Genomic DNA, 19,774 nt, shown 5'->3' with positions numbered 1-19,774 from the left:
TGTTACGCGTGTCAGAACGGGACCCATCGGTCACTACGGCCACTCGATCTCTTCTGTCACACTGCCCGTGGATGTCGCCTCACCCTCGACGTCATCACCGGGCAGGCGGCTGTGACGTCCAGAGCGCCGATTCGATGAACGGATGGTTGTGAGAGGTGCAGTCACTGTCGCTCCTTGATGGAAGGTAGAATCTGCAACGATGCAACCTAGGCAGCCAGAATTCGGTCGGCGCCTCAAGCAGTTGCGTCTTGCGGCGGGCTTGAAACAGATCGATCTGACCAGTGCGTCCGTGTCCCCGAGTTACATCTCCAAGCTGGAGAGTGGTGCACGGCTCCCCTCCCCCGACGTGGTCGGATACTTGGCCGCAAGATTGAACATTCCCGTGGAGCACCTCCTGCAGGAGGAACCGCCGGGACGGGCGGACGCCCATGAGATTGTTCAAGCCGAGGCGGCGATCGCACTGAAGGCCGGGGACTTCGAGCGGGTTGCCGAGCTACTCCAGCCGATGGAAGAGGCCGCCACGACAATGGCCGACTGGCAACTTCTCTGGATGTTGTCGATCGCATATGAGTCGTTGGGGCGCTTGGAGGAGCAGGCGGACTGCCTCCGTCGACTCGCGGATGTTGCCGACACCGCGGCGGCGGATCACGTACGGGCCAGCGCGCTCACCGAACTGGCTGGGGTCCAACGAGTGTTGGGAAACCTCACGGAATCGCTGGCAACAGCTCAACAGGCCGTCGCACTCGTTCGGCAGTCACCTGCGAGCCTGCCTCAGCTCAAGTTGCGTTCGGTGATGGCTTTGATGGCTTCCGAAACCGAGGCGGGATTGGTTTCGCAGGCGGGCGGACGCGTTCCGGGTCTGCTGGCCCAAGTCGGCGATGTTTCCGGCCAACTGCAGGCGAAGGCCCTCTGGGCCTCAGCAAGCGTTCGTGTCCGGCAGGGCATGGCCGCTGAAGGCATGCAGCTCATGCGCCACGCGCTGGCCACACTGAACAGCCGCGACGACTTGCTCTCCTGGGCCCGGCTTCGCGTGGCCGCAGCTTCGCTCCAGCTCCGCGTCACGGGCAGCCCGACCGAAGAAGTACGCGGGTGGCTTGACGAGGCGGCACCTGCGCTGTGTCTCGTGGGCCACGACATACACGCTGCGGAACTCAGAGCGGTCTGGGCTCGCATCCACTTCCTCGACGAGGACTTCGCGGAGGCGGTGGAGCAGGCCGAAGAAGCACTCAAACGCGACGCGTTGGCGTACCAGGACCGCGCGCGAACGCGGTTGCTGTTGGCTGCCGCCATGGTCGGTCTGGGCGACAGGGGCCCGGGTCTCGAATTGATGGAGCGGGTCGCGCGTGAGGCGGAGTCCGCTGGATTCCTGGACGTGGCCGCTGAAGCGTGGAAGGCGCTCGCGACATCCAGCCGCAACCACCCCCGGGACTGAACGCAGCACGTTCCTTGGGCTCGTCGCACGACAACCCCGAGTCCGAGCAACACTCCTGGCCCACCTCGCGACATTCTCGATTCCCCCGTCTGTCACCTGCTGGTCACCGAGCTGGAATCTATCGCGACATCCAGACGGGTGGCGAGTGACAACACGGCTTGTTCGCAGTGTCGAACATCACAAATGTTCAGGTGAACGAGATCGGTGATTGTTACGCCTAACAGAAGGCGTTGATCGTGTGTGTGTCGGCTGGGCTGGTCTGCTCGCGGTGATCGAGTCCTCTTATGCCCAACATGCTGTTCGCGGACCCAGCTACGACCACAGGAGGTGCCGGCGGCTGTTGGGGAAGCCAACTCCTGGCTCCGAGGCGTCCATCGTTTACGCATCAGCCGGGAACGACGAGATGAGATCCACGAAGGTTCAAAGCCGCGTCGAACGCACGGCCAGCGTCGATAGCATGGTGCTCCCCTCATGCACCCGCATGGCGACGGTGTTGCTGGCGGCGAGGGCATCCTCTAGTCGGGGTCGGTACAACGGGTGCAGTATGCACAAGGCGTCAGGCACGTAGCTCCAGCGAGCTTCGCGGGTTTCCTGGGTGGGTTGAGGGGCTGCTCCCTCGATTGCCGTCGCGATGAACACGGCGGCAAGGATTCGTCGACTGGGATGCTGATACAAGCCCACCAGGCCGCAGACATTCACACGGACCGTGGTTTCTTCGAACGTCTCGCGAGCAGCGGCATCGCTCAAGCTTTCCCCGGGGTCGACCAGCCCCCCTGGCAGTTCCCAACGGTCCGGGCTTTGTCGTCGAGCGATGAGGACCTGTCCTGACGTGTTGAAAGCCACGCACGTCGCACCGAGCTTGTAAGAGTCGGGCAGGGCGTTGTGCTCCAATGCGGTTGGTCTCCCCTTCACCGGAGGTGTAACCGAGCCGCCCTCACTTCGGTGGCCGAACACCTACAGGGTTTCGGCTCCGTCTTCGGCGGCGAACGTCAACATCCTGATGGTGCATCCCCGAACCCGATTCGCGCCGTTCTTACCTGGACTAGCTAGGGGTTGCAGTGTGAAAAGAGTACCCGACGCTGCCGTAAGTGGCACGGACCGGGCAGCCACACCAAACGCCTTCATGAACGGTGTGCACCCCGCCGTGTGCACGCCGCCGTGTGCACGCCGCCGTTCTCGTCACCGCTGTTCTGTGCCTCGTGGGTGCCCTCCTCGCCGCCGTGGGCTTGTGCCGCGACACCGGCTCCCCCGCAACCGACGGCTGACGGCGGGTCGGGCGGAGAGGTGGGCCGAGGCCGTGCGCACGACCCCGCCTGCCGCGCCCCGGTGTGCGGCAGACGGGGCCGTGCGCGTCGATCGTCCCGGTGACGTCCTGAAGTCGCTGAAGCTCAGGGGCGAAGGACGCTGGGGGCGGATTCCGCTCGGGCGTCGCTTCCGGGAGCCGGCGGTGCGGACACCTCGTCCTCGGGAGAGTGGCGGTGGACTCCGATCATGCCGAAGGCAGTCAGAGCCGCAACGACGGCGGCCGCCACGCCGCACACCAGGAACTCGGTGCTGAAGCCGCTGCCCAGGGCGTCAAGGGCCAGGCCGTGCGCCGCTGATCCCGGGGCGCCGGGCGGCAGGCTGTTCACGGCGATGGGCCCTCCGGCCCCGGCGATCTCCCGTGCCGCCGCCGCCTGACCGGCCGCAGGTCCGCGCCGGCCAGGTGCGTCGCGAACGCCGACCCCGCGTCGCCGAGGGCGACCGCGCCGACGACGGGACCCAGGACGAAGCCGAGGTCGCGCAGCATGTTGGTGGTGGCGCTGGCCATGCCTCGGGTCGTCCCGGAGTACCTCCAGTGCCACCGGCAAGACATAGGTAAAGCCCACGTCCTGCCTGCCCAGCAGGCGCAGGTCCTCGACGGTCAGCTCGCCGATCGGCTTACGCCGAAGCGTGTGCACGGTCGCGATAAGACGGGTCACATCGCCCGACGCGGCCGGCCAACGATCGCGCTCAAGCTCCTCAAGGCAGCGGCCACGGTTTACGAGTCGGGTCACCGAGGGATCGTCCCATGCCAGAGATCTCGAACGCGGTCTGAATGCCCGCTGGCATTGTCCAGTCGGTACACGCGCTGCGCGTTGCCGCCGAAGATCTGAGCGATCTCGTCAGGGCTCGTTGGCATCAGCGTGGCGGTCAAGGCCGCGATGACCTCCTCGTAGGTGCCGGCAAGCAGGCAGACCGGCCAGTCCGAGCCGAACATGAGGCGGTCCGGTCCGAACCAATTCACGACGCGGTCGACAAACGGGCGCAGATCGTCAGGGGTCCAGGAGGCCCAGTTTGCCTCGGTGACCATGCCGGACAGTTTGACCGACACGTTCGGCTGTGCCGCGAGCGCTGGCATGCGCTGCATCCATGGATCGTCCTGGCCGTCGTCAATGCGTGGTTTCGCGATGTGATCGAGTACGAACTGCAGCTCGGGGAATCGTCGGACCGTTTCGGTTGCCGCTGGGAGCTCTCGGGCCCGAACCAAGAGGTCGAAGGCGAGGCCGCGTCGCTGCACCGCAGCGAGGCCGCGCTGCACGTCGTTGCGACCGAGCCAGCCCGGGTCCGGTTAGGCGTCCCGGCGCTCCGCCCGGGACGCCGGCCCTCACTGCACGTGATGTCTCCTTTCTCACTGCTCAACCTTCACGAGGAGTTTCTGTCATGTCCCTCGCCCGTAACAGCCGTAAGATGAGAATCGTCGCAGCCATTCCGCTGGTTGCCGCACTCATCAGCGCCAAAAACGCCATGGCATCCTCTGATTCCGACTCCAAGGCGTCAGCCGATCAGAAGCATTCTTCTGTGGTGCTGGAGCAGGGTGCGCAGGTGTTCGCTGACGCGGCTGCCAAGCAGCCGCCCATCTACACCCTCTCCTACCAGGACGCCCGTAAGGCACTGGACAGCGCTCAGGCGGTTCCGGTGGACAAGCTGCCGGCTGTCATTTCGCACCGCACGCTCCCCGTCGGCCCCACCGGCAGGGTAACCATCAGGATCGTCCGCCCCGCGGGAGCGCATGGCAAACTCCCCGTGGTGATGTACTTCCACGGCGGGGGCTGGGTCCTGGGTGACGAAAGCACTCATGACCGGCTGGTGCGCCAGATCGCCAACGGTGCCCGCGCCGCAGTGGTCTTCGTGGACTACACGCCCTCCCCTGAGGCACACTTCCCGGTCCCGATCGAGCAGGCCTACGCCGCCACCAAGTGGGTTGCCGAACACGGCAGTGAGATCAATGTCGACGGCTCCCGAATCGCTGTCGTCGGCGATTCAGTCGGCGGCAACATGACCGCTGCTGTCACGCTCTTGGCGAAGCAGCAGCGCGGGCCCAAGCTGCGGGGGCAGCTGCTGTTCTACCCCGTCACCAACGCCGCCTTCAACGACGCTTCCTACCAGCAGTTCGCCGACGGCCCGTGGCTGACCCGCAAGGGCATGCAGTGGTTCTGGAACGCCTATGCTCCCGATCTCAAGGACCGCAAGAACATCCTCGCCTCTCCGCTGCGCGCCAGCCTCAATCAACTCAAGGGGCTGCCCAAGGCGCTGGTCATCACTGACGAGGCGGACGTGCTGCGGGACGAGGGCGAAGCCTATGCAGCCAAGCTCCGCGCGGCGGGCACCGACGTCACTGCGGTGCGCTATGAGGGCATCATTCACGACTTCGTGATGCTCAACGCGCTCCGAAACACCAATGCCGCCAAGGCCGCTGTCGACCAGGCCAACGCGTTCCTCAACTCCGGCCTTCACGACTGACTCTGGATTCACCGGGCGGATTCTGATGACCGTTTCCGGTTGATTGCGGAGCGGGTTTCCGCTGGCGGGTGCGGGTGATCGCCGGGTGGCCGTCCCGGTGGCGGGGTCTCCGAGATCCTTGGTCGTGGGCGGGCAGGGCGGCGAGGGTCAGGTCCGCAGGCGGCAGCCGACGGCCGACGGCCGTCCACAACGTCTCGAAGGCGTCTTGCCAGGGCCAGCGTTCGGGCAGGTGGAAGGTCAGGGTGCGTCCGCGGGCGGCCAGCCTTGCCGGGACCGCGATCAGGTGGCGGCGGATGGTGCCGGTGCGGGCGTTGGCGTGGAACGCGGAGGCCAGGGCGCCCAGGGCGCGGGTGAGGTTGTGGGCAAGCGCGGCCAGGGTGAGTCAGGCCGCGTTCGCGGTGAACTTCCCCGACGGCAGGTGCCCGAGCGCCGAGTCCTCAAGATCGGCGATGACCTGCTCCACGATCGCGTGCGTGCGGTGACACTTCTCGGCCTCAACCAGTTCGAAGGGGCCGTCGGTGAACACCGCGGGGAAGCGCCAGATCTTGAACAACTCACCCTGGTCGTCCGGACCATGGGTGTCCTTCAGGCGCTTGACGCGGCGGATGAGCAGCCGGGCAGTCGTGTGGTACTTCTTGGCCTTGCCGGTGAACGCGGTGTACTCCACCTCGGCGACCTCCGCGTCCGAGATCCAGCCTTGCTCGTCGGCGTCCCAGATCGCCTTGGGGTACTTGCCCGGCGTCCAGGCGTCCTCGGGGATCGCGGCGATGGCCTGGCGGACCTTCTTGCGTTGCGCAACCGCCAGGGAGAACCGCACCTGCGCGCGGCGGCAGACGGCCACGACCTTGTGGGAGAGGAACGCCGAGTCGGCACGGACGACGATCATGCCGGTGGCGCCCATCGCCCGCACCTGGGTGATGGCTGCTGGTCGCCGGCACACGCCGGTCAGGCGAGCCGGTGCTCGGGTGTCGCGGTCCGCCGGGCGCGGGCGACCATGCGGGCGGCCGCGACAAGGCCGGCGGCGCCGGCCAGACCGCGCTCGAGCACTTCGGAGGGGTCGCCTCCGCCTGCGGCGTGCACGGCGTCGGCGAAGTGGTGGATGTCCTTCTTCATGAGGAGGTGGACGTGCTCGGCCAGCTCCGGGGTGATGTCGCGCCCGAGGGAACGCAGTGCCGCGCTGCCGCCGCTGCTGGTGTCGATCACGTCGATCAGCGCGGGGAGGTTCAGGCCTACCTGCGATGCCAGACCGAGGACGTCCTCGGCGTTCTTCATGTTGGTGATGGTCAGCGCGTTGTTGAAGAGCTTGGTGAACTGCCCCGCGCCGACCGGGCCCATCAGCATGACGGTGTCGCTGAACGTGTCGAACACCGGGCGGGCCTTCTCGAACGCGTCTGGGGATCCTCCGGTGAAGGTGGTGAGGGTGCGGGCGCGGGCGCCGGGGCTGCCGCCGCTGACGGGCCCGTCGAGGTAGACACCGCCCGCCTGCGCCACGTGTTCGGCGATGCGGGCCGCCTCGGTGGGGCCGCCGGTGCCGTGGTTGACGATGATCGTTCCGGGTGCGATGGCGGCCAGTAGTCCTTGATCATCCAAAATGTCCCAGATATCCACGTCGTCGCGGAGACACAGTCCGATGAGTTCGGCGGACGCCGCCAGGTCCGCCACGGTGCCGTGCACGGTGTGCGGGACCCTCTCCACGGCCGAGAGCGAAGCCGGGTGTCGCGCCCAGACGTGCAGGTCGAAGCCGTGCTCGCCGATGGCTTCTGCCATGGGGCCGCCCTGGTCGCCGAGACCGATGAAACCGACCCTGGTTATCGTCGCTGCCATTGCCATGATCTTTCGTTGGTTCGGGTGAGGAACGGGAGACGAGAAATTTCCGCCGTTCAGCGGACGGTGTCGCTCGCCAGCTCCCACAGCCGCTGGGCGTTGTCCGGGTCCAGCGCGTAGGGGGCCACGCCGGGGACGCCGAATTCGGTGGGTCGGGCGTGGACGAGAGGCGCCTCGTTGACGTCCTCGAAGTAGCGGCCGCCGATGCCTTCGACCCCCGGGTGAGCGGCGAGGAACACGCTGGTCGCGGCTCCCTGCTCGATCGTCTTGCGGAAGGGCTCCGGCGTCCGCAGGCCTCCGGTGTGCCGCTGGAGGTTGGTGGCGATCGCACCGGGGTGCAGGGAGTTCGCCGTGATGCCGTCGCCGGACCAGCGGTGCTGCGCCTCGACGGCCAGGAGGATGTCGGCGGTCTTGGACTGGCCGTAGGCGGCGAGCGCGTCGTACGGGCGGAAGCGGAAGTCGATGTCGTCGAAGACGACGGGGGAGTAGAGGTGGCCGCTGGAGGAGACCGAGACCAGGCGCGCGCCGTCGGCCGCGGCGAGGGCGCGGTGCAGCCCCAGGGCCAGGGCGAAGTGTCCCAGGTAGTTGGTGGCGAACTGCTGCTCATGGCTGGCGATGCCGCGCTCGAGGTCCGGCGGCATCATGATGCCGGCGTTGTTGATCAGCATGTGCAGGGGACCGTGCCAGGCGGCAGTGAACGCCCGCACCGAGTCCAGGTCGCCCACGTCCAGGCGGGCGACGTGGATCGCCTCGTTCCCGGTGGCCTTGCGCAGCTCGGCCGCGACCTGCGCACCGGCTTCCGGACGGCGGACGGCAAGCGTGACCTCGGCGCCGTGGGCCGCCAGAGTGCGGGCGGTCTCGACGCCGATGCCCGAGTTGGCCCCCGTGACGACCGCCCGCCTGCCCGACAGGTCGACGCCTTCGATCACCTCCGAGGCGGTGCTTTCGCGGCCGAAACGGGTGGTGAAGAGCTGGGACATGTGAGGCATTCCTCCGGTCGTGCTGACAGTGCCGTCATCCTGCGTCGGGCGCTGCGGGGCGCACCAGGACGGGTGGAGACTGGGACTGACAGGGCCACCCATGTGCCCGGGATGCGTCCGTACGCTGGAAACGTGACAGCCACTGGAGATGCCAACGCTCTGGGCCGATATCTGCGCGCCCGCAGGGAACTGATCCAGCCCGATGAAGCCTGGGATCAGGGCAGCCGGCGCGTCCCGGGGCTGCGCCGCGAGGAGGTCGCCTTTCTCGCGGGAATCAGCTCCGACTACTACAACCGGCTGGAGCAGGGCCGCGACAGGAACCCCTCTGAGCAGGTCCTGCGCAGCATTGCCCGCGCCCTGCAACTGGACGAGGAGGCGACGGCCTACCTGGTGGGACTCGCCGCACCGAAGAGTCCGCGGCGCAAAGGGCCCCGCAAGCCGGAGAGGGTCGGCGACGGCATCCGCACGCTCATCGGCTCCTGGCCGCTCACCCCGGCGTACGTCCACGGCAAGTACATGGACGTCCTGGCCGCCAACCGCCTCGCCGTCGCGCTCTCACCGTTCAACGCGCCGGGACGCAACGGCATACTCGCGGCGTTCCTCGAGCCGGAGATGCAAGAGCTCCATCAGGACTGGGAGGACATGACCGCCCGGGTCGTCCCCTACCTGCGCTCGATCGCCGGTGCGGACATCGAGGACCCGCGCCTCGTCGAGATCGTCGGAGAGCTCTCCCTGCGCAGCGAACGCTTCCGCGCTCTCTGGGCCCGGCAGGATGTCAAGCACAAGTCCACCGGCACCAGCCTGCTCCATCACCCCCAGGCCGGACCCCTGGAACTGCACTACGAAAAACTGCTGGTCCCGGGCACCGACGGGCAAACGCTGGTCACCTACCACGCACAGCCGGGCAGCGCCTCCGAAGAACGCCTACGCCTGCTCGCCAGCATGAACGCCCCCGACAGCGTCGGAGGTAGACAGGCCGCGGCCGGCCGGTCCCGAACTCGCGGACGTTCCGTCCCTTGACACGCCTCCGAGATCCGCTGCCTCTCCGGGGTTATGACGCGCAACAGGCGAGCAGGCGCCACCAGAAGGTCAACCGACTCGCTGACCGCCTCCCCCGCCCGGCCCTCCTGGCCCGACCTGCCCAGGCACCCGGACTACCCTCGCATCCTCGCCGATTCAACGAGGCCACCGACCCGCTGCGGGCCCGCGATGTCTGCGAAGCCAGAACATCGAAGGCACCCGCGCCAAGCTGAAACGCATCGTCAAGCTTCGATGTCTTCACCGAGGTCGGCACCGGCGGCTTCACCAGGAGGCAGTAGTCGACCGGAGCCCCGCGACCAGCAGCCGTACCCCAATGGAAGACGATGGGCCTTGCCGTCGCCGAACTAGGGCAAAAAGGGCAGTTTAGAGAGATTTAAGGCTCCCGTGGCTTGGGTCAATCGGTCGTCGACAGCTGCTGAGGGGCGATTGCGGTCGTTGGGGTTGCTGTACTTCCTTGCTGTACAACTTGAGCTGCGCAGCGGGCGTTAGCGAGGTCATTGCGGCTGGTCCGGGTATCGGAATGATCACCGCCGAGCACCTGCTGGCGCTGGGCGAGAGTGGCCGGGATGGGGCGGCCGGCGTCGGCGCTGACAACGTCCATGTAGAGGTGCGGGACCCGCCGATCGGAGCGGGCGCCTCGGGTGCCATCGTCGATGGCCGGGGTCCGCAAACTCGACGCCGTCAGCGGCGACGCTGAGGGCGCCCCTACCTGCGCTGGCGTCCCTCTGCGCCACAGCCGGGTGCCTGCAGGACCGTGGAGCCGAGGTATTCCACGGCGAGCAATGCGACCTCAAGGTCGGTATGTCCCACCTGGACCGAGTGACCCATGACCTTCTCAGCCTTGCGGACGCGGTAATGCACAGTGTTCTTGTGCAGGTTTTGGTTGCTCGCCGCAGCGGTGTAACTGCATCCGGTCGTCAGGAAGGCATGCAAGGTGTCTCGCAACTGTGCGCTCTGCTCGTCGTCGACGGCCAGCGGGCCGAGGACGCTCCCCACCCAGGCGCGCAGATCCGGGAGGTTCTTGCACATCAACGCCACTGGGGCGACCTGGGAGTACGCAGTCAGCCGGGGGCCGGGACTCGCCGCCGTGGCAAGCTCCTGTGCGCGCAGCGCCTCCCTGTTCGTGCTGCGGAACCCCCCGATGTCGCGCTGCACGCTTCCGGCGCACACCTGCACGGAGGGTTCGCCGCTTTCGACCACACTGGACAACCGTTCCCAGGAGACCTCGCTGTGTGAACCCATAGGCAGCCAAGCCCAGGCCAGTCCTTCGTCTCGGGGTATGAACAGTGGTCTGGCGGGACAGTCGAGTTCTTTTGCGATCTCGTGGGTGAGCCGGTCGAGCCGGGCCAGTCCGGCGCCGCCACGCGACAGCGCGGGCAGCCAGGCCGCCAAACCGAGGTGATTCTGTCGCAGGCGGTAGCCGAGAGCGGCTTCCGCCGAGTCGAGGTCTACCTCATTCTCGGCGAGGATGTCCCGTACACGCGCGGCACGCATGGCGGTCTGGCCCATCAGCCAGCGTTCTCGCTCCAGGTGGTACACCTCGATGACGTGCTCGGTGATGCTGTCGATGTAACCGAAGCTCACCCTCAGCATGCGCCGGTTGACGGCGGCGGAGACAACGTCGTCGGCGCCCCGACGAGCAAGCTCATCCAGGCACCATTGCAGGAAACGCCAGTGCCCGATCCTGTAGGCGCGGATCAATGCTCTGACAGGAATATCCCTCTGAGCCAATCTCCTGGCATACTCGTTGACCGCGGCGGGCCCCTCAAGATTCTCCAGAGGAATGTCATGCTCAAAGATGTGCAGCAAAGTAGCGACATTTTCCTCGACGCTCGCCAGCAAGATTCTTTCGACGGCGTCGTCCCCCCTGATCTGCGGGATTTCAGCGAGCAGGTGTTCCCATACGTCGCTGCAGACCTCCGTGAGACGTGACTCTACGTTTGCCGCACTCACGGACAGTTCCCGTGCAGGCTCCGGACTTTCCACGCCCATGCTCTAAAGGCTACAAGGCAGGTATCACCTGCTTGGGAATCAGTGGTACGGGAGACACAGATTGGATCCACTTCCACACCTTGGCGATAGGGCCAGTGTCATGCAGTCACCAGCCTGGCTCCGCCGTACTGCGGCACCGCCAAGCGGGTGAGCGATTTGTTTCTTTGTCACCAACTACAACCAGAAGTTGGTGCGCTGCGCCTGGCATCTGTCCCGCTTTCCACTCCTACCCTCGTTCTTACTGTCGCGATCCGGAGGACACGGCCTCGATCCCCGCGGACGGCGAGGAGCGGCAGCATCCCGCATCAGCCAAGAGCCGCCGGATCGCCTGGAACTAACCGCCGGGAGGACGCCCAACCGTGGGGCGGTGCGACGATCGCCCTGCCGTCTCCGGCCCGATTTCGAGAAATCCATGTGATGGGAGAAATCCGGTGACCAAGATGCTTCAAGGCAGCCTCTGTGAGCGACTGGACCCCCAGGAGACGCCCGACGCCGCAATCGCGATGATCGACGCCGAGGGGACGGTGGTGGGGTGGACGACCACCGCGGAGCGGCTCGTCGGCTACCCAGCCGCGGAAGTGGTGGGCCGGCCGGTCTCCACCGTCCTGCCTCTCACGCGCCGAACGCTGAGGGACTGGTCGTCGACGGAACAGTGCCTTGCGCGGGGCGGCTGGTCCGGCACCTCGACCGTTCGCCACCGCGACGGCCATACCCTCAAGGCGAGCTTGAGGATCTCGCTGTTGTGGGGCCAGGACGGGGAAATCCATTGGCTCGTCTCCGGCACCGACATTGCCTCGCTCTCCCCGGTGGCGACCACCGGATGGGTGCGGGACTCACTTCTCACCCGCTCACCGATCGGCATCGTCGTGTGGGACCGGGATCTGCGTTGCGCCTGGGCCAATGACGCGATGGAGCAGCAGGACGGCGTCTCTTGCGATCAGCGGCTGGGACGCCGTCTGGCGGCTGCGCTGCCCAGCGTCGAGGCCGAAAGGCTCGAGGGGGTGATGCGGCAGGTGCTGGACAGCGGCGTCACCACGGTTTATGAGTACTGGGCGTGGCCGCCGGCGGATCCGCGCCGTGAGCATGCGATCGCGGCCTCGTACTTCTGCCTCCAGGACGCCGGCGGCCGGGCCATGGGGGTGTGCTGCATGAGTGTGGACGTCACCGCCGGACAGCGGGCGCGCGAGCGCCTGGCCATCCTCAGCGAGGCCAGCACACGTATAGGCAACAGCCTGGACGTGATGCAGATCGGTCAGGAGCTGGCCGACATCGCGGTGCCCCTCCTGGCCGACTACGTCAACGTCGACCTGGCCGAGTCGATCCACTTCGGCGAAGCACCCTTCGCCCGCATCGGCCCGCTGGACGACCGCCGCCCCGTCCTGCGGCGCGCGGGCCTGGCCTCGATCCACCCCGGGGTCCCCGAGTCCCCGTGGGCGCGCGGTGAGCTTGTCGCCGTGCCACCGAACTCGCCCTTCACCAAGGTCCTTTCTTCCGGCCGCTCCCATCTGGAACCGGTCCTGGACTGCTCTCCCGGCACCTGGTTCGACCGAGACCCCGACCGAGCACGGACCATGCGCGAGAACGGCATGCACTCCCTGTTGGTCGTCCCGATCCGTACGCAGCGCGCCTTCCTGGGTACGGCAGTGTTCATCCGCACCGAGGAACCCGCGCCATTCCAGGAGAATGACCTGCTCCTCGCCGAGGAACTCGTCACCCGGACGGCGCTTTCCCTGGACAACGCTCGCCAATACGCACGGGAACGCAGCGCGGCACTCACCCTCCAACGCAACCTGCTCCCCCCGCGTTTGATGCAGGGCACGGCAATCGAGACGGCCTCGCGCTATCTGCCGGCCGATGCGGACAACGGCGTCGGGGGCGACTGGTTCGACGTCATCCCCCTGTCCGGCGCCCGGACAGCGCTCGTCGTGGGCGATGTGGTGGGCCATGGCATCAACGCCGCAGCGACCATGGGCCGGCTCCGCACCGCAGTCCACACGCTCGCGGACCTCGACCTGCCCCCCGACGAGCTGCTGACCCACCTCGACGACACGGTCCGGCGGATGGCCGAGGAAGACGCCGACTCCCGCGACCCGACCCGCGTCACCGGCGCGACCTGCCTGTACGCCGTCTACGACCCCGTCACCCAAAAGTGCACCATGGCACGAGCCGGGCACCCCCCGCCCGCGATCATCGACCCCCACGGCACGGTCACCTTCCCCGACCTGCCCACCGGAACACCGCTCGGCGTGGGGTTGGGGGTCCCCTTCGAAGCCGTCGAGTTGGAACTGCCCGAAGGGAGTCGGCTCGCCCTGTACACCGACGGCCTGATCGAGAACCGGGACCACGACATCGACGCCGGCATCAAGCACCTGGGCAGCGCCCTGGCACATCCCGGCCGGTCCCTGGAAGACCTCTGTTCCTCGGTGATCGAGACAGTGCCGACGCAGTCACCGTGCGACGACGTCACCCTGCTCGTCGCGCGGACCCATTCGCTCAGCCCGAGCCAGACCACGTGCTGGGAACTGCCCAGCGACCCGGCCGTCGTCCGCGGCGCACGCACCTTGGTCGCCCGACAACTCACCCAGTGGGGACTGGATCGGCTGGAGGCATCCACCCAGTTGATCGTCAGCGAACTGGTCACCAACGCCGTCCGCCACGCGTCAGGCCCGATCCTCCTCCGCCTGATCCGGCACCAGGTCCTGACCTGCGAAGTCTCCGACACCAGCGACACCCTCCCCCGGCTGCGCCACGCCTGCCCCGCCGACGAAGGCGGGCGCGGCCTCTACATCGTCGCCCAGCTCTGCCGGCGCCACGGAGCCAGGTGCCCGACGCGCGGTGGCAAAACCGTGTGGGCCGAACAAGAACTCGACCCCGGCATCTGAGACGGGAAGCGCGACGAAGAAGGCCGGAGCATCGGGGCTGGCGGCAGGACCAGGATGACACCCAGGCCGCTGTCGATGTCCACGCCCTCGGCCCTCGCAGCGAGGTAGGCCAGACGCAGCAGCGCGACAGATCATGATGCCGTCGGCGTCTGTGTAAATGAAGACAACAGAGTTGTCGGCGAGCGCGGCCTGAGGGGTCAGTCGATCAAGGCCTCCACCTGGGCGGACGACTTATCGGCACCCGCACCCCCCTTTCAGGTTTCAGGGACGGGCCGAACACCGACGGGACCTGGGTCCACGTGCAGCCCATGGTCGCCACGAAGACGATCGCGGCCAGCACCTCACGATCTCCGTACCGGCGCCGGCCACCGCCCTGCGGGCGGGTCGGCGCCTCCGGAACCACCCGCTGGAACAACTCCCACAACCCGTCCGGCACCAGACGTTCGACCATCAACAACACCTTCGCCTGGACAAAACGGTCTTTCATCAGAGCGCGTATGACGAGCGCCGTGAATACCTCGTGCGTCCTCAGGCCCCCGCCGCCGTGAGCATGCACCGGACGCTCCGATGACCCATGGCGTCACATTGGGGGGTGCAGGCTGGTGAGCAAGCTGCAGCGAGCGGAGTCGACGTGTTCTTCGGCGCGCCGGGCGAGCGTCTGGCGGTCGTCTGAACGCAAGAGCGTCACCAGATCGCGGTGCTCGTCCACAACGCGAGCACGGTAGTGCTCATAACCGAGGGCGATACGGCGGAGCTGGAACAGGTAGACCTGCGAGCGCACGGCGCGCCATGCATCAAGGAGCCTGCGGTTGTTCGCGGCGGCGTAGATCCGGTCGTGGAAGGCGACGTCCAGTGCGAGCAACCTCGCCCCGGACGCCTCGCCGCCGATCTCTTCCGACATCTCGCCGACGAGGGTGTCAAGTTCGGTCAGCTGGTCGGCAGTCACCCTCCTTTGCGCGCTGGTCGCCGCGAGCCGGTCCAGCGCGGCGCGCAAGGTGTAGACCTCCTCGACGTCCTGAGCCGTGACGTCGATGACGGTGGTGCCGCGGTGCCAGACGCTGCGGACGAGCCCCTCGCGTCCGAGGTGCGCGAGTCCTTCGCGTACCGATCCGCGGCTGACTCCCAGCGAGGCAGCGAGTTCGACTTCCCGCAGCTGCGATCCGGGTGGGAAGTGGCCGGCGAAGATCGCCTCCCGTATGAGATCGGCAGCCTCTTGCGCCAGGCCGCGGCGACTGGCTTGGGGGAGCGGTGCGGCAGTCATGTCCTAATGTTGACATTCGACATTTGGCTGTTGCAAGGTCGGAGCGCACCGAGCCGAAGGAGTGTTCACATGCCTGTGCGCCCCGCCTTCCATCTGGCCATACCGGTCGATGACCTTGACATCGCACGCCAGTTCTACGGGGATGTCCTCGGGCTGAGCGTAGGACGGTCCACCGGCCACTGGATCGACTGGAACCTGCATGGCCACCAGTTGGTGACTCATGTGGTCCCCGGTGGCCCTGTGCCCGCTGGGAACAGTGAGGTCGATGGGCATGCGGTGCCCGTCCCGCACTTCGGGCTGTTGCTGTCGACCGAGGACTTCCACGCGCTCGCCGCGCGACTCCGTGCGGCGGGTACCGAGTTCGTCATCGAGCCTTACCTCCGCTTTTCCGGCGAGCCGGCGGAGCAGTGGACGATGTTCCTCCACGATCCGGCCGGCAACGCGTTGGAGTTCAAGGCGTTCCGCGACGAGTCCCAGGTCTTCACGCGATGAGGCGGGTGCTGGTCACAGGGGCGTCGCGCGGGATCGGCCGGGCGGTGGCCCTCGCGTTCGCTGAGCGCGGGGACCGCGTGGGAGTGCACTACGCGGCCAACCGCGCGGACGCCGAGGAAACGCTGCGGCGACTGCCCGGTTCCGGTCACGCCCTACTCGCGGGCGATCTTGGCGATCCGCAGGCGGCGCGGGAGATCGTCGACGGTGCCGTGGAGAGGCTGGGCGGGGTCGACGTGCTGGTCAACAACGCCGCCGCCGCACCGTCCCACAGCACCCGGCACTCCGTGGCCGACGTGTCCTATCAGGACTGGCAGCTTGCCTGGCACCGCATGGTCGACGTCAATCTGCTCGGCGCGGCGAACGTGACCTACTGCGTCGCCCGGCACCTCATCGACCGCGCCGGTACAGGCAGCATCGTCAACATCGGTTCGCGCGGTGCTTTCCGGGGCGAGCCCGACTTTCCCGCGTACGGTGCGAGCAAGGCTGCACTGCACGCCTTCGGGCAGTCGATGGCCATCGCGCTGGCACCGCACGGCATCGCGGTGACGTCCGTGGCGCCAGGCTTCATCGCGACCGAACGACAGGCCCCGAAGATGGCGGGCCGAGGCGGCGAGACCTTGCGCGGCCAGAGCCCGTTCGGACGGGTTGGGACGTCCGAGGAGGTCGCGGCCGCGGTGCTCTACCTGGCCTCACCGGAAGCCGCCTGGTCGTCCGGAACGGTACTCGACCTCAATGGCGCCTCCTACCTTCGGACCTGAGGACTCGCGGACACACCGGCACTGGCTCGCGAGTCATCCTGACCACCGCGCACGTTGCGGAATGCTCCCGCGTCCGCTGGTCAGTGCCCTGTAGCGCACATGATCACGGCGATGCCGACGAGGCCGACCAAGGCGCCGATGATGTCGAAGCGGTCGACGGCCACAGCATTCTCAAAGCGCGCGCAGGCCACGGTCGGCGAAGGTGATCAGCCACTCGAAGCTCTCGTCGATGTCGGCGCTCCACTGGAAGCCGCCTGCCGCCTGCAACGTGGCGAAGCCGTGGCAGAGGCTGCGGACCATGCGCAGGGCGTGGTCCCAGTCGGACTCTGCGGTCCCGTAGCCGCGCAGGACCGCCGTGAACGCGTCGAGCAGGCGCTGCCCCGCGGTCGCCAGCGGAGCGTCCGGGCCGGAGGGTTCCGCGCCGAAACCTGGAACAACACGTGGCGCGCACCGTCGAAGGCGTCGCCGTACACGTGGCCCAGCGCGTCCTGGCACTCGCCGCCGCGGTCTGGAACAACTTCCAGACCGGCCAGGCGGTAAGCCGCTCACCGACCGCCTACGACCATTGAACGTATTCGGACAGACTCGTCTAGTGTGGATGGCAGGGGCTGGCAACGACTGCCGGGCATCCCGGCGCCGGGATGCCCGGTTGCTGCCCCAGAGGGTCAGCCGCTGTGCACGGCGCTGACGAGGTCGGGCAGGAGCTTCGCCGCGTTCGGTGTGCCCAGTCCGGTGACGGGGTCCCATCCTGTGGTGGCCGAGTAGCCCGGGACCGAGGTTTCGGCGGTGTTGTTGCCCACGGTGACGTCGTTGAAGTCCGCCGCGTATGTGGTCGGGTTCGACGCGAGCTTGTACAGAGCAGGGTTGATCAGTCCGAGTCCACCGCCGTTGATCTGGTCGGCGAGGGAGACCAGGCCCGCCCACTGAGGACACGCCAACGACGTGCCGCCGATGTCGTACCAGCCCGTGCTGCACGGTGTGCTGCCGCACTTCAGCCCGCTCTGGCCGTCTGGCGGGAGGGACAGGTACACCAGCGCTCCCGTGGACGGGCTCGCTTGCAGGGAGACGTCCGGAACGCCGCGCGTCGCACCGATGGAGGTGCTGCCGGCCGGCATCGCGCCCGACTGGTAGTCCGGCTTGGCGAAGACGCTGCTGTAGCCGCCGCCGGAGCCGATCCAGCCGATCTCCGACTGGCCGGGGGCCTTCTGGCAGGCCCCTGGCGGGGAGACGCTGTCGACGACCCTGCCGTTGGTAGCACCCGGGTCGGTGCACAGGTCTGTGCCGCCGACTCCGGTGACCAGCGGGTCGGACGCGGGCCACTCGACGGCGGGACCGGCGAGCGTCGACCCGCCTTGGCCCACAGGCGTCTTGGCCGAACCGGCGCTTCCATCGTCACCCGACGAGCCGAGAACAGTGACGCCGTTCTGTGCCGCCGACTTGTAGGCGTAGCGCAGGTTCTCCAGCGACCGGGCGCTGCCGAAGGCGCCCTCCGCAGAGGCAAAAGACTGGGAGATGACAGTCGCGAGGTGGTGCTCGACGACGTACTGCTCGGCAGCCATCATCTGAGGGAATCCCTGCACCCCGAGGGTCTCGGCGGTGGGGGTGGTGACCAGCAGGATGTTGGCGCCGGGTGCCATGGCGTGGGCGGTCTCGACGTCGAGAGCCACCTCCAGCGCCCATGCGCTCTTGTCCTCCTGCCCGGGGGAATTGCTTGTGGACGGCGGCGCCTTGGTGGCGGGCGAGCCCTGCAGATGAAGCTCGCTGAAGGTCGGCATGCCGGGACCACAGCTGACGTTCTCTTCCCCGCACATGGATGCGAGGCCGAATGCCTGGTCGAAGACGTGGAGGTCGTGAGCCATGGTGTCGCTGCCGTAGGAGTCGACGATCGCGATCGTCTGACCGCGGCCATCGTCTCCGGCTGAGTGCAGCGCGCCTACGTTGTACGCCGCCTGGATGGCCTGGGGGGTGAAGCAGCGGCGTCCCACTGACGCGCACTGAACTTGCGTTGGTGGAATCTGACTTGTCGTCAACTGAGTGTAGTCGGCGACAGTTGGCCGTACTTGCGGATAGGTTGCCTGGTGGGCAGCGCTCGTCGCGGGCACGGCGCCCGCCGCTGCGAGGCTGAGTGTGCCCACCCCCGCGAGCAGCCACCGTCTGATGGTGCGTGCCATCAGAGTCCTCTCTTGAGACCGAAAGGGGACTTGCGCGTCCGCCCCTCAGGTGGGGGGTGGTGGCACAGGGGGTTGCGGACGGGGCGAGGCTACTCTCGCGGTTGTTGGGCCGATAGACTTGTCCTGTCAACAATGACCAAAGAAAGTTACTGCTGGACAAGTTGAGCGGTGGCGCTTGAGCGTTCGGCCGCTTGCGTTTGCCTCGACGCGGCTGCCGAACTGTTTGGGGCCCGACTGTCCCGCGTGAACATCCGGATTCGGGCGATTGACCAGGTTGTTCGCTTCACTTGGTCAGGTGGTCCCGTCGATACTCGTCGATGAGGCGGCCGAGTACCCGGGTGCCGTGGATGCGGCCTCCCAATGTGATGAGGGGTGAGGTGCCGCAGGCGACCACGTACGTGTCCCCCGTCAGCCACTCGCGCCGCCCTGCAACGACCACCTCTGCGCCCACGACCTTGACGTCGTCCAGCACCTGCGTGCCGATTATTACGTCCGAGCTGGTCAGACCGCATGTGTGTACTCGTGGAAGAGGCCGCCGACCTTCACATCGGAATCGCGTCCCTGCTCCGCCCGGAGGCCGATGACCTCACCATGAACGTCCTACGGCGCCTCGCCACCTCCCGCGTGGGAGCGAGCCCGGCCTTCGCCTCGCTCGACGGCACCGGCCAGGCCCTGCGGTACGCCCGCCTCGCCGTGAGCAGCCAGCCAGCCAGCCGGCCGGGACGGCCGAAGCGGTCCGCGTCCAGGACGACCCGCTCACCGTGGTCATGGCCGCGGTTCCCGAAGCCGCCGCCGACATCGCCCGCGAGGTCATGGGACCGGTTCTGGCCCTCGACAGCGACGCACGCACCCTGCTGCTCGACATGTTTCAGTGCTGGATCGACGTCGCCGGAAGTGCCACCGCGACGGCACAGGCCCTGCACTGCCACTCCACCACCGTCCGTTACCGGCTGCGCAAGCTCGAAGACCTCACCGGCCGTTCGCTCCAGACTCCCGGCGACACCGCCGAGCTCGTCGCGGCGTTGCGCGCCGTTGGGGATCTTGTGATGTGGCCGGTTGAGCTGGTGCTGACTTCTGCTGGGCAGGGTGGCGTCGGGAGACCAAGGTGCGAGGCTGCTTCCGGCTGGCCTCTCCAAGTGCATAGCGAATGATATGCACACACCAAGCGAGGCATCTATT

At 67.4% G+C, this 19,774-nt stretch carries 17 protein-coding genes and 5 pseudogenes; 9 read left to right on the top strand and 13 right to left on the bottom strand.

Translation table 11 applies throughout. From position 1 onward, the window contains the following. Positions 1–199: 199 nt before the first annotated feature. Positions 200–1,432: a helix-turn-helix transcriptional regulator gene (locus tag AB0M27_RS26585; RefSeq protein ID WP_365724776.1), complete on the top strand. Its 1,233-nt coding sequence runs from the start codon at positions 200–202 to the stop codon at positions 1,430–1,432. Between the two features lie 420 nt (positions 1,433–1,852). Here the strand turns inward: AB0M27_RS26585 and AB0M27_RS26580 are convergent, their stop codons facing one another. Then, positions 1,853–2,323, bottom strand: coding sequence for an NUDIX hydrolase (locus tag AB0M27_RS26580; protein ID WP_365724774.1), 471 nt, complete (start codon positions 2,321–2,323; stop codon positions 1,853–1,855). Positions 2,324–2,910: 587 nt separating this feature from the next. Here AB0M27_RS26580 and AB0M27_RS26575 point away from each other — a divergent pair. Then, a complete protein-coding gene (locus AB0M27_RS26575) occupies positions 2,911–3,033 on the top strand; it encodes a hypothetical protein (RefSeq protein WP_365724846.1) in 123 nt (40 codons plus the stop codon). A gap of 26 nt (positions 3,034–3,059) precedes the next feature. On the opposite strand, the gene AB0M27_RS26570 is transcribed toward AB0M27_RS26575, so the two are convergent. From AB0M27_RS26570 to AB0M27_RS26560, 3 genes and pseudogenes are all read right to left on the bottom strand, one after another. Beyond that, the gene (locus AB0M27_RS26570) at positions 3,060–3,242 is read right to left on the bottom strand and encodes a hypothetical protein (protein ID WP_365724844.1); all 183 of its coding nucleotides are present in this window, start codon (positions 3,240–3,242) and stop codon (positions 3,060–3,062) included. Between the two features lie 64 nt (positions 3,243–3,306). Further along, positions 3,307–3,372 (bottom strand): annotated as a pseudogene (locus tag AB0M27_RS26565) (hypothetical protein); the annotation flags it as partial. Positions 3,373–3,464: 92 nt separating this feature from the next. After that, positions 3,465–4,001, bottom strand: a pseudogene (locus AB0M27_RS26560) (amidohydrolase family protein); the annotation flags it as partial. Between the two features lie 113 nt (positions 4,002–4,114). On the opposite strand from AB0M27_RS26560, the gene AB0M27_RS26555 reads away from it, so the two are divergent. Continuing rightward, entirely contained in the window at positions 4,115–5,194 is a 1,080-nt protein-coding gene (locus AB0M27_RS26555; RefSeq protein ID WP_365724772.1) for an alpha/beta hydrolase, read from the top strand. A 382-nt stretch (positions 5,195–5,576) separates the two neighbouring features. Here the strand turns inward: AB0M27_RS26555 and AB0M27_RS26550 are convergent, their stop codons facing one another. From AB0M27_RS26550 to AB0M27_RS26540, 3 genes are read right to left on the bottom strand one after another with little or no spacing between them, the layout of a single operon-like run. Next, positions 5,577–6,104: a transposase gene (locus AB0M27_RS26550; RefSeq protein WP_365724837.1), complete on the bottom strand. Its 528-nt coding sequence runs from the start codon at positions 6,102–6,104 to the stop codon at positions 5,577–5,579. A 35-nt stretch (positions 6,105–6,139) separates the two neighbouring features. After that, positions 6,140–7,018, bottom strand: a complete 879-nt coding sequence (locus AB0M27_RS26545; RefSeq protein ID WP_365724771.1) for an NAD(P)-dependent oxidoreductase — start codon at positions 7,016–7,018, stop codon at positions 6,140–6,142. Positions 7,019–7,074: 56 nt separating this feature from the next. Then, a complete protein-coding gene (locus AB0M27_RS26540) occupies positions 7,075–7,998 on the bottom strand; it encodes an SDR family NAD(P)-dependent oxidoreductase (protein WP_365724769.1) in 924 nt (307 codons plus the stop codon). Between the two features lie 132 nt (positions 7,999–8,130). Here AB0M27_RS26540 and AB0M27_RS26535 point away from each other — a divergent pair, with 132 nt between their 5' ends. After that, entirely contained in the window at positions 8,131–9,018 is an 888-nt protein-coding gene (locus tag AB0M27_RS26535; protein ID WP_365724767.1) for a helix-turn-helix transcriptional regulator, read from the top strand. A gap of 726 nt (positions 9,019–9,744) precedes the next feature. On the opposite strand, the gene AB0M27_RS26530 is transcribed toward AB0M27_RS26535, so the two are convergent. Continuing rightward, positions 9,745–11,031, bottom strand: coding sequence for a helix-turn-helix domain-containing protein (locus tag AB0M27_RS26530; protein ID WP_365724765.1), 1,287 nt, complete (start codon positions 11,029–11,031; stop codon positions 9,745–9,747). 440 nt (positions 11,032–11,471) lie between these two features. On the opposite strand from AB0M27_RS26530, the gene AB0M27_RS26525 reads away from it, so the two are divergent. Continuing rightward, on the top strand, positions 11,472–13,913 hold the full coding sequence (locus AB0M27_RS26525) for a SpoIIE family protein phosphatase (RefSeq protein WP_365724836.1): 2,442 nt from the start codon (positions 11,472–11,474) through the stop codon (positions 13,911–13,913). Positions 13,914–14,178: 265 nt separating this feature from the next. Here AB0M27_RS26525 and AB0M27_RS26520 read toward each other — a convergent pair. Next, a pseudogene (locus tag AB0M27_RS26520) lies at positions 14,179–14,364 on the bottom strand (transposase); the annotation flags it as partial. A gap of 129 nt (positions 14,365–14,493) precedes the next feature. Further along, positions 14,494–15,174, bottom strand: a complete 681-nt coding sequence (locus tag AB0M27_RS26515; RefSeq protein ID WP_365724763.1) for a GntR family transcriptional regulator — start codon at positions 15,172–15,174, stop codon at positions 14,494–14,496. Positions 15,175–15,243: 69 nt separating this feature from the next. Here AB0M27_RS26515 and AB0M27_RS26510 point away from each other — a divergent pair, with 69 nt between their 5' ends. Both AB0M27_RS26510 and AB0M27_RS26505 read left to right on the top strand, forming a co-directional pair. Continuing rightward, positions 15,244–15,666, top strand: a complete 423-nt coding sequence (locus AB0M27_RS26510) for a VOC family protein (protein ID WP_365724761.1) — start codon at positions 15,244–15,246, stop codon at positions 15,664–15,666. Continuing rightward, positions 15,663–16,424 (top strand): SDR family oxidoreductase, encoded by a 762-nt coding sequence (locus tag AB0M27_RS26505; RefSeq protein WP_365724759.1) that lies wholly within the window; start codon positions 15,663–15,665, stop codon positions 16,422–16,424. The genes AB0M27_RS26510 and AB0M27_RS26505 overlap by 4 nt, the downstream gene beginning before the upstream one ends. Positions 16,425–16,595: 171 nt before the next feature. On the opposite strand, the pseudogene AB0M27_RS26500 reads toward AB0M27_RS26505, so the two are convergent. Next, a pseudogene (locus AB0M27_RS26500) lies at positions 16,596–16,847 on the bottom strand (TetR-like C-terminal domain-containing protein); the annotation flags it as partial. 5 nt (positions 16,848–16,852) lie between these two features. Between AB0M27_RS26500 and AB0M27_RS26495 the strand changes: the two are divergent. Next, a pseudogene (locus AB0M27_RS26495) lies at positions 16,853–16,993 on the top strand (IS982 family transposase); the annotation flags it as partial. Between the two features lie 96 nt (positions 16,994–17,089). On the opposite strand, the gene AB0M27_RS26490 reads toward AB0M27_RS26495, so the two are convergent. Together AB0M27_RS26490 and AB0M27_RS26485 are read right to left on the bottom strand one after the other, a co-directional pair. Beyond that, positions 17,090–18,409, bottom strand: coding sequence for a S53 family peptidase (locus tag AB0M27_RS26490; RefSeq protein ID WP_365724757.1), 1,320 nt, complete (start codon positions 18,407–18,409; stop codon positions 17,090–17,092). A 469-nt stretch (positions 18,410–18,878) separates the two neighbouring features. Continuing rightward, the gene (locus tag AB0M27_RS26485; protein WP_365724755.1) at positions 18,879–19,067 is read right to left on the bottom strand and encodes a hypothetical protein; all 189 of its coding nucleotides are present in this window, start codon (positions 19,065–19,067) and stop codon (positions 18,879–18,881) included. A 295-nt stretch (positions 19,068–19,362) separates the two neighbouring features. On the opposite strand from AB0M27_RS26485, the gene AB0M27_RS26480 reads away from it, so the two are divergent. Beyond that, positions 19,363–19,746 (top strand): helix-turn-helix domain-containing protein, encoded by a 384-nt coding sequence (locus AB0M27_RS26480; RefSeq protein ID WP_365724834.1) that lies wholly within the window; start codon positions 19,363–19,365, stop codon positions 19,744–19,746. Positions 19,747–19,774 lie beyond the last annotated feature (28 nt).

The sequence above is a fragment of the Streptomyces sp. NPDC052107 genome (assembly GCF_040680215.1).
In the GTDB taxonomy this organism is placed as follows: Bacteria; Actinomycetota; Actinomycetes; order Streptomycetales; family Streptomycetaceae; genus Streptomyces.
The sequence above is the reverse complement of the archived record's forward strand: the minus strand, read 5'-3'. Positions and strand labels throughout refer to the sequence as shown.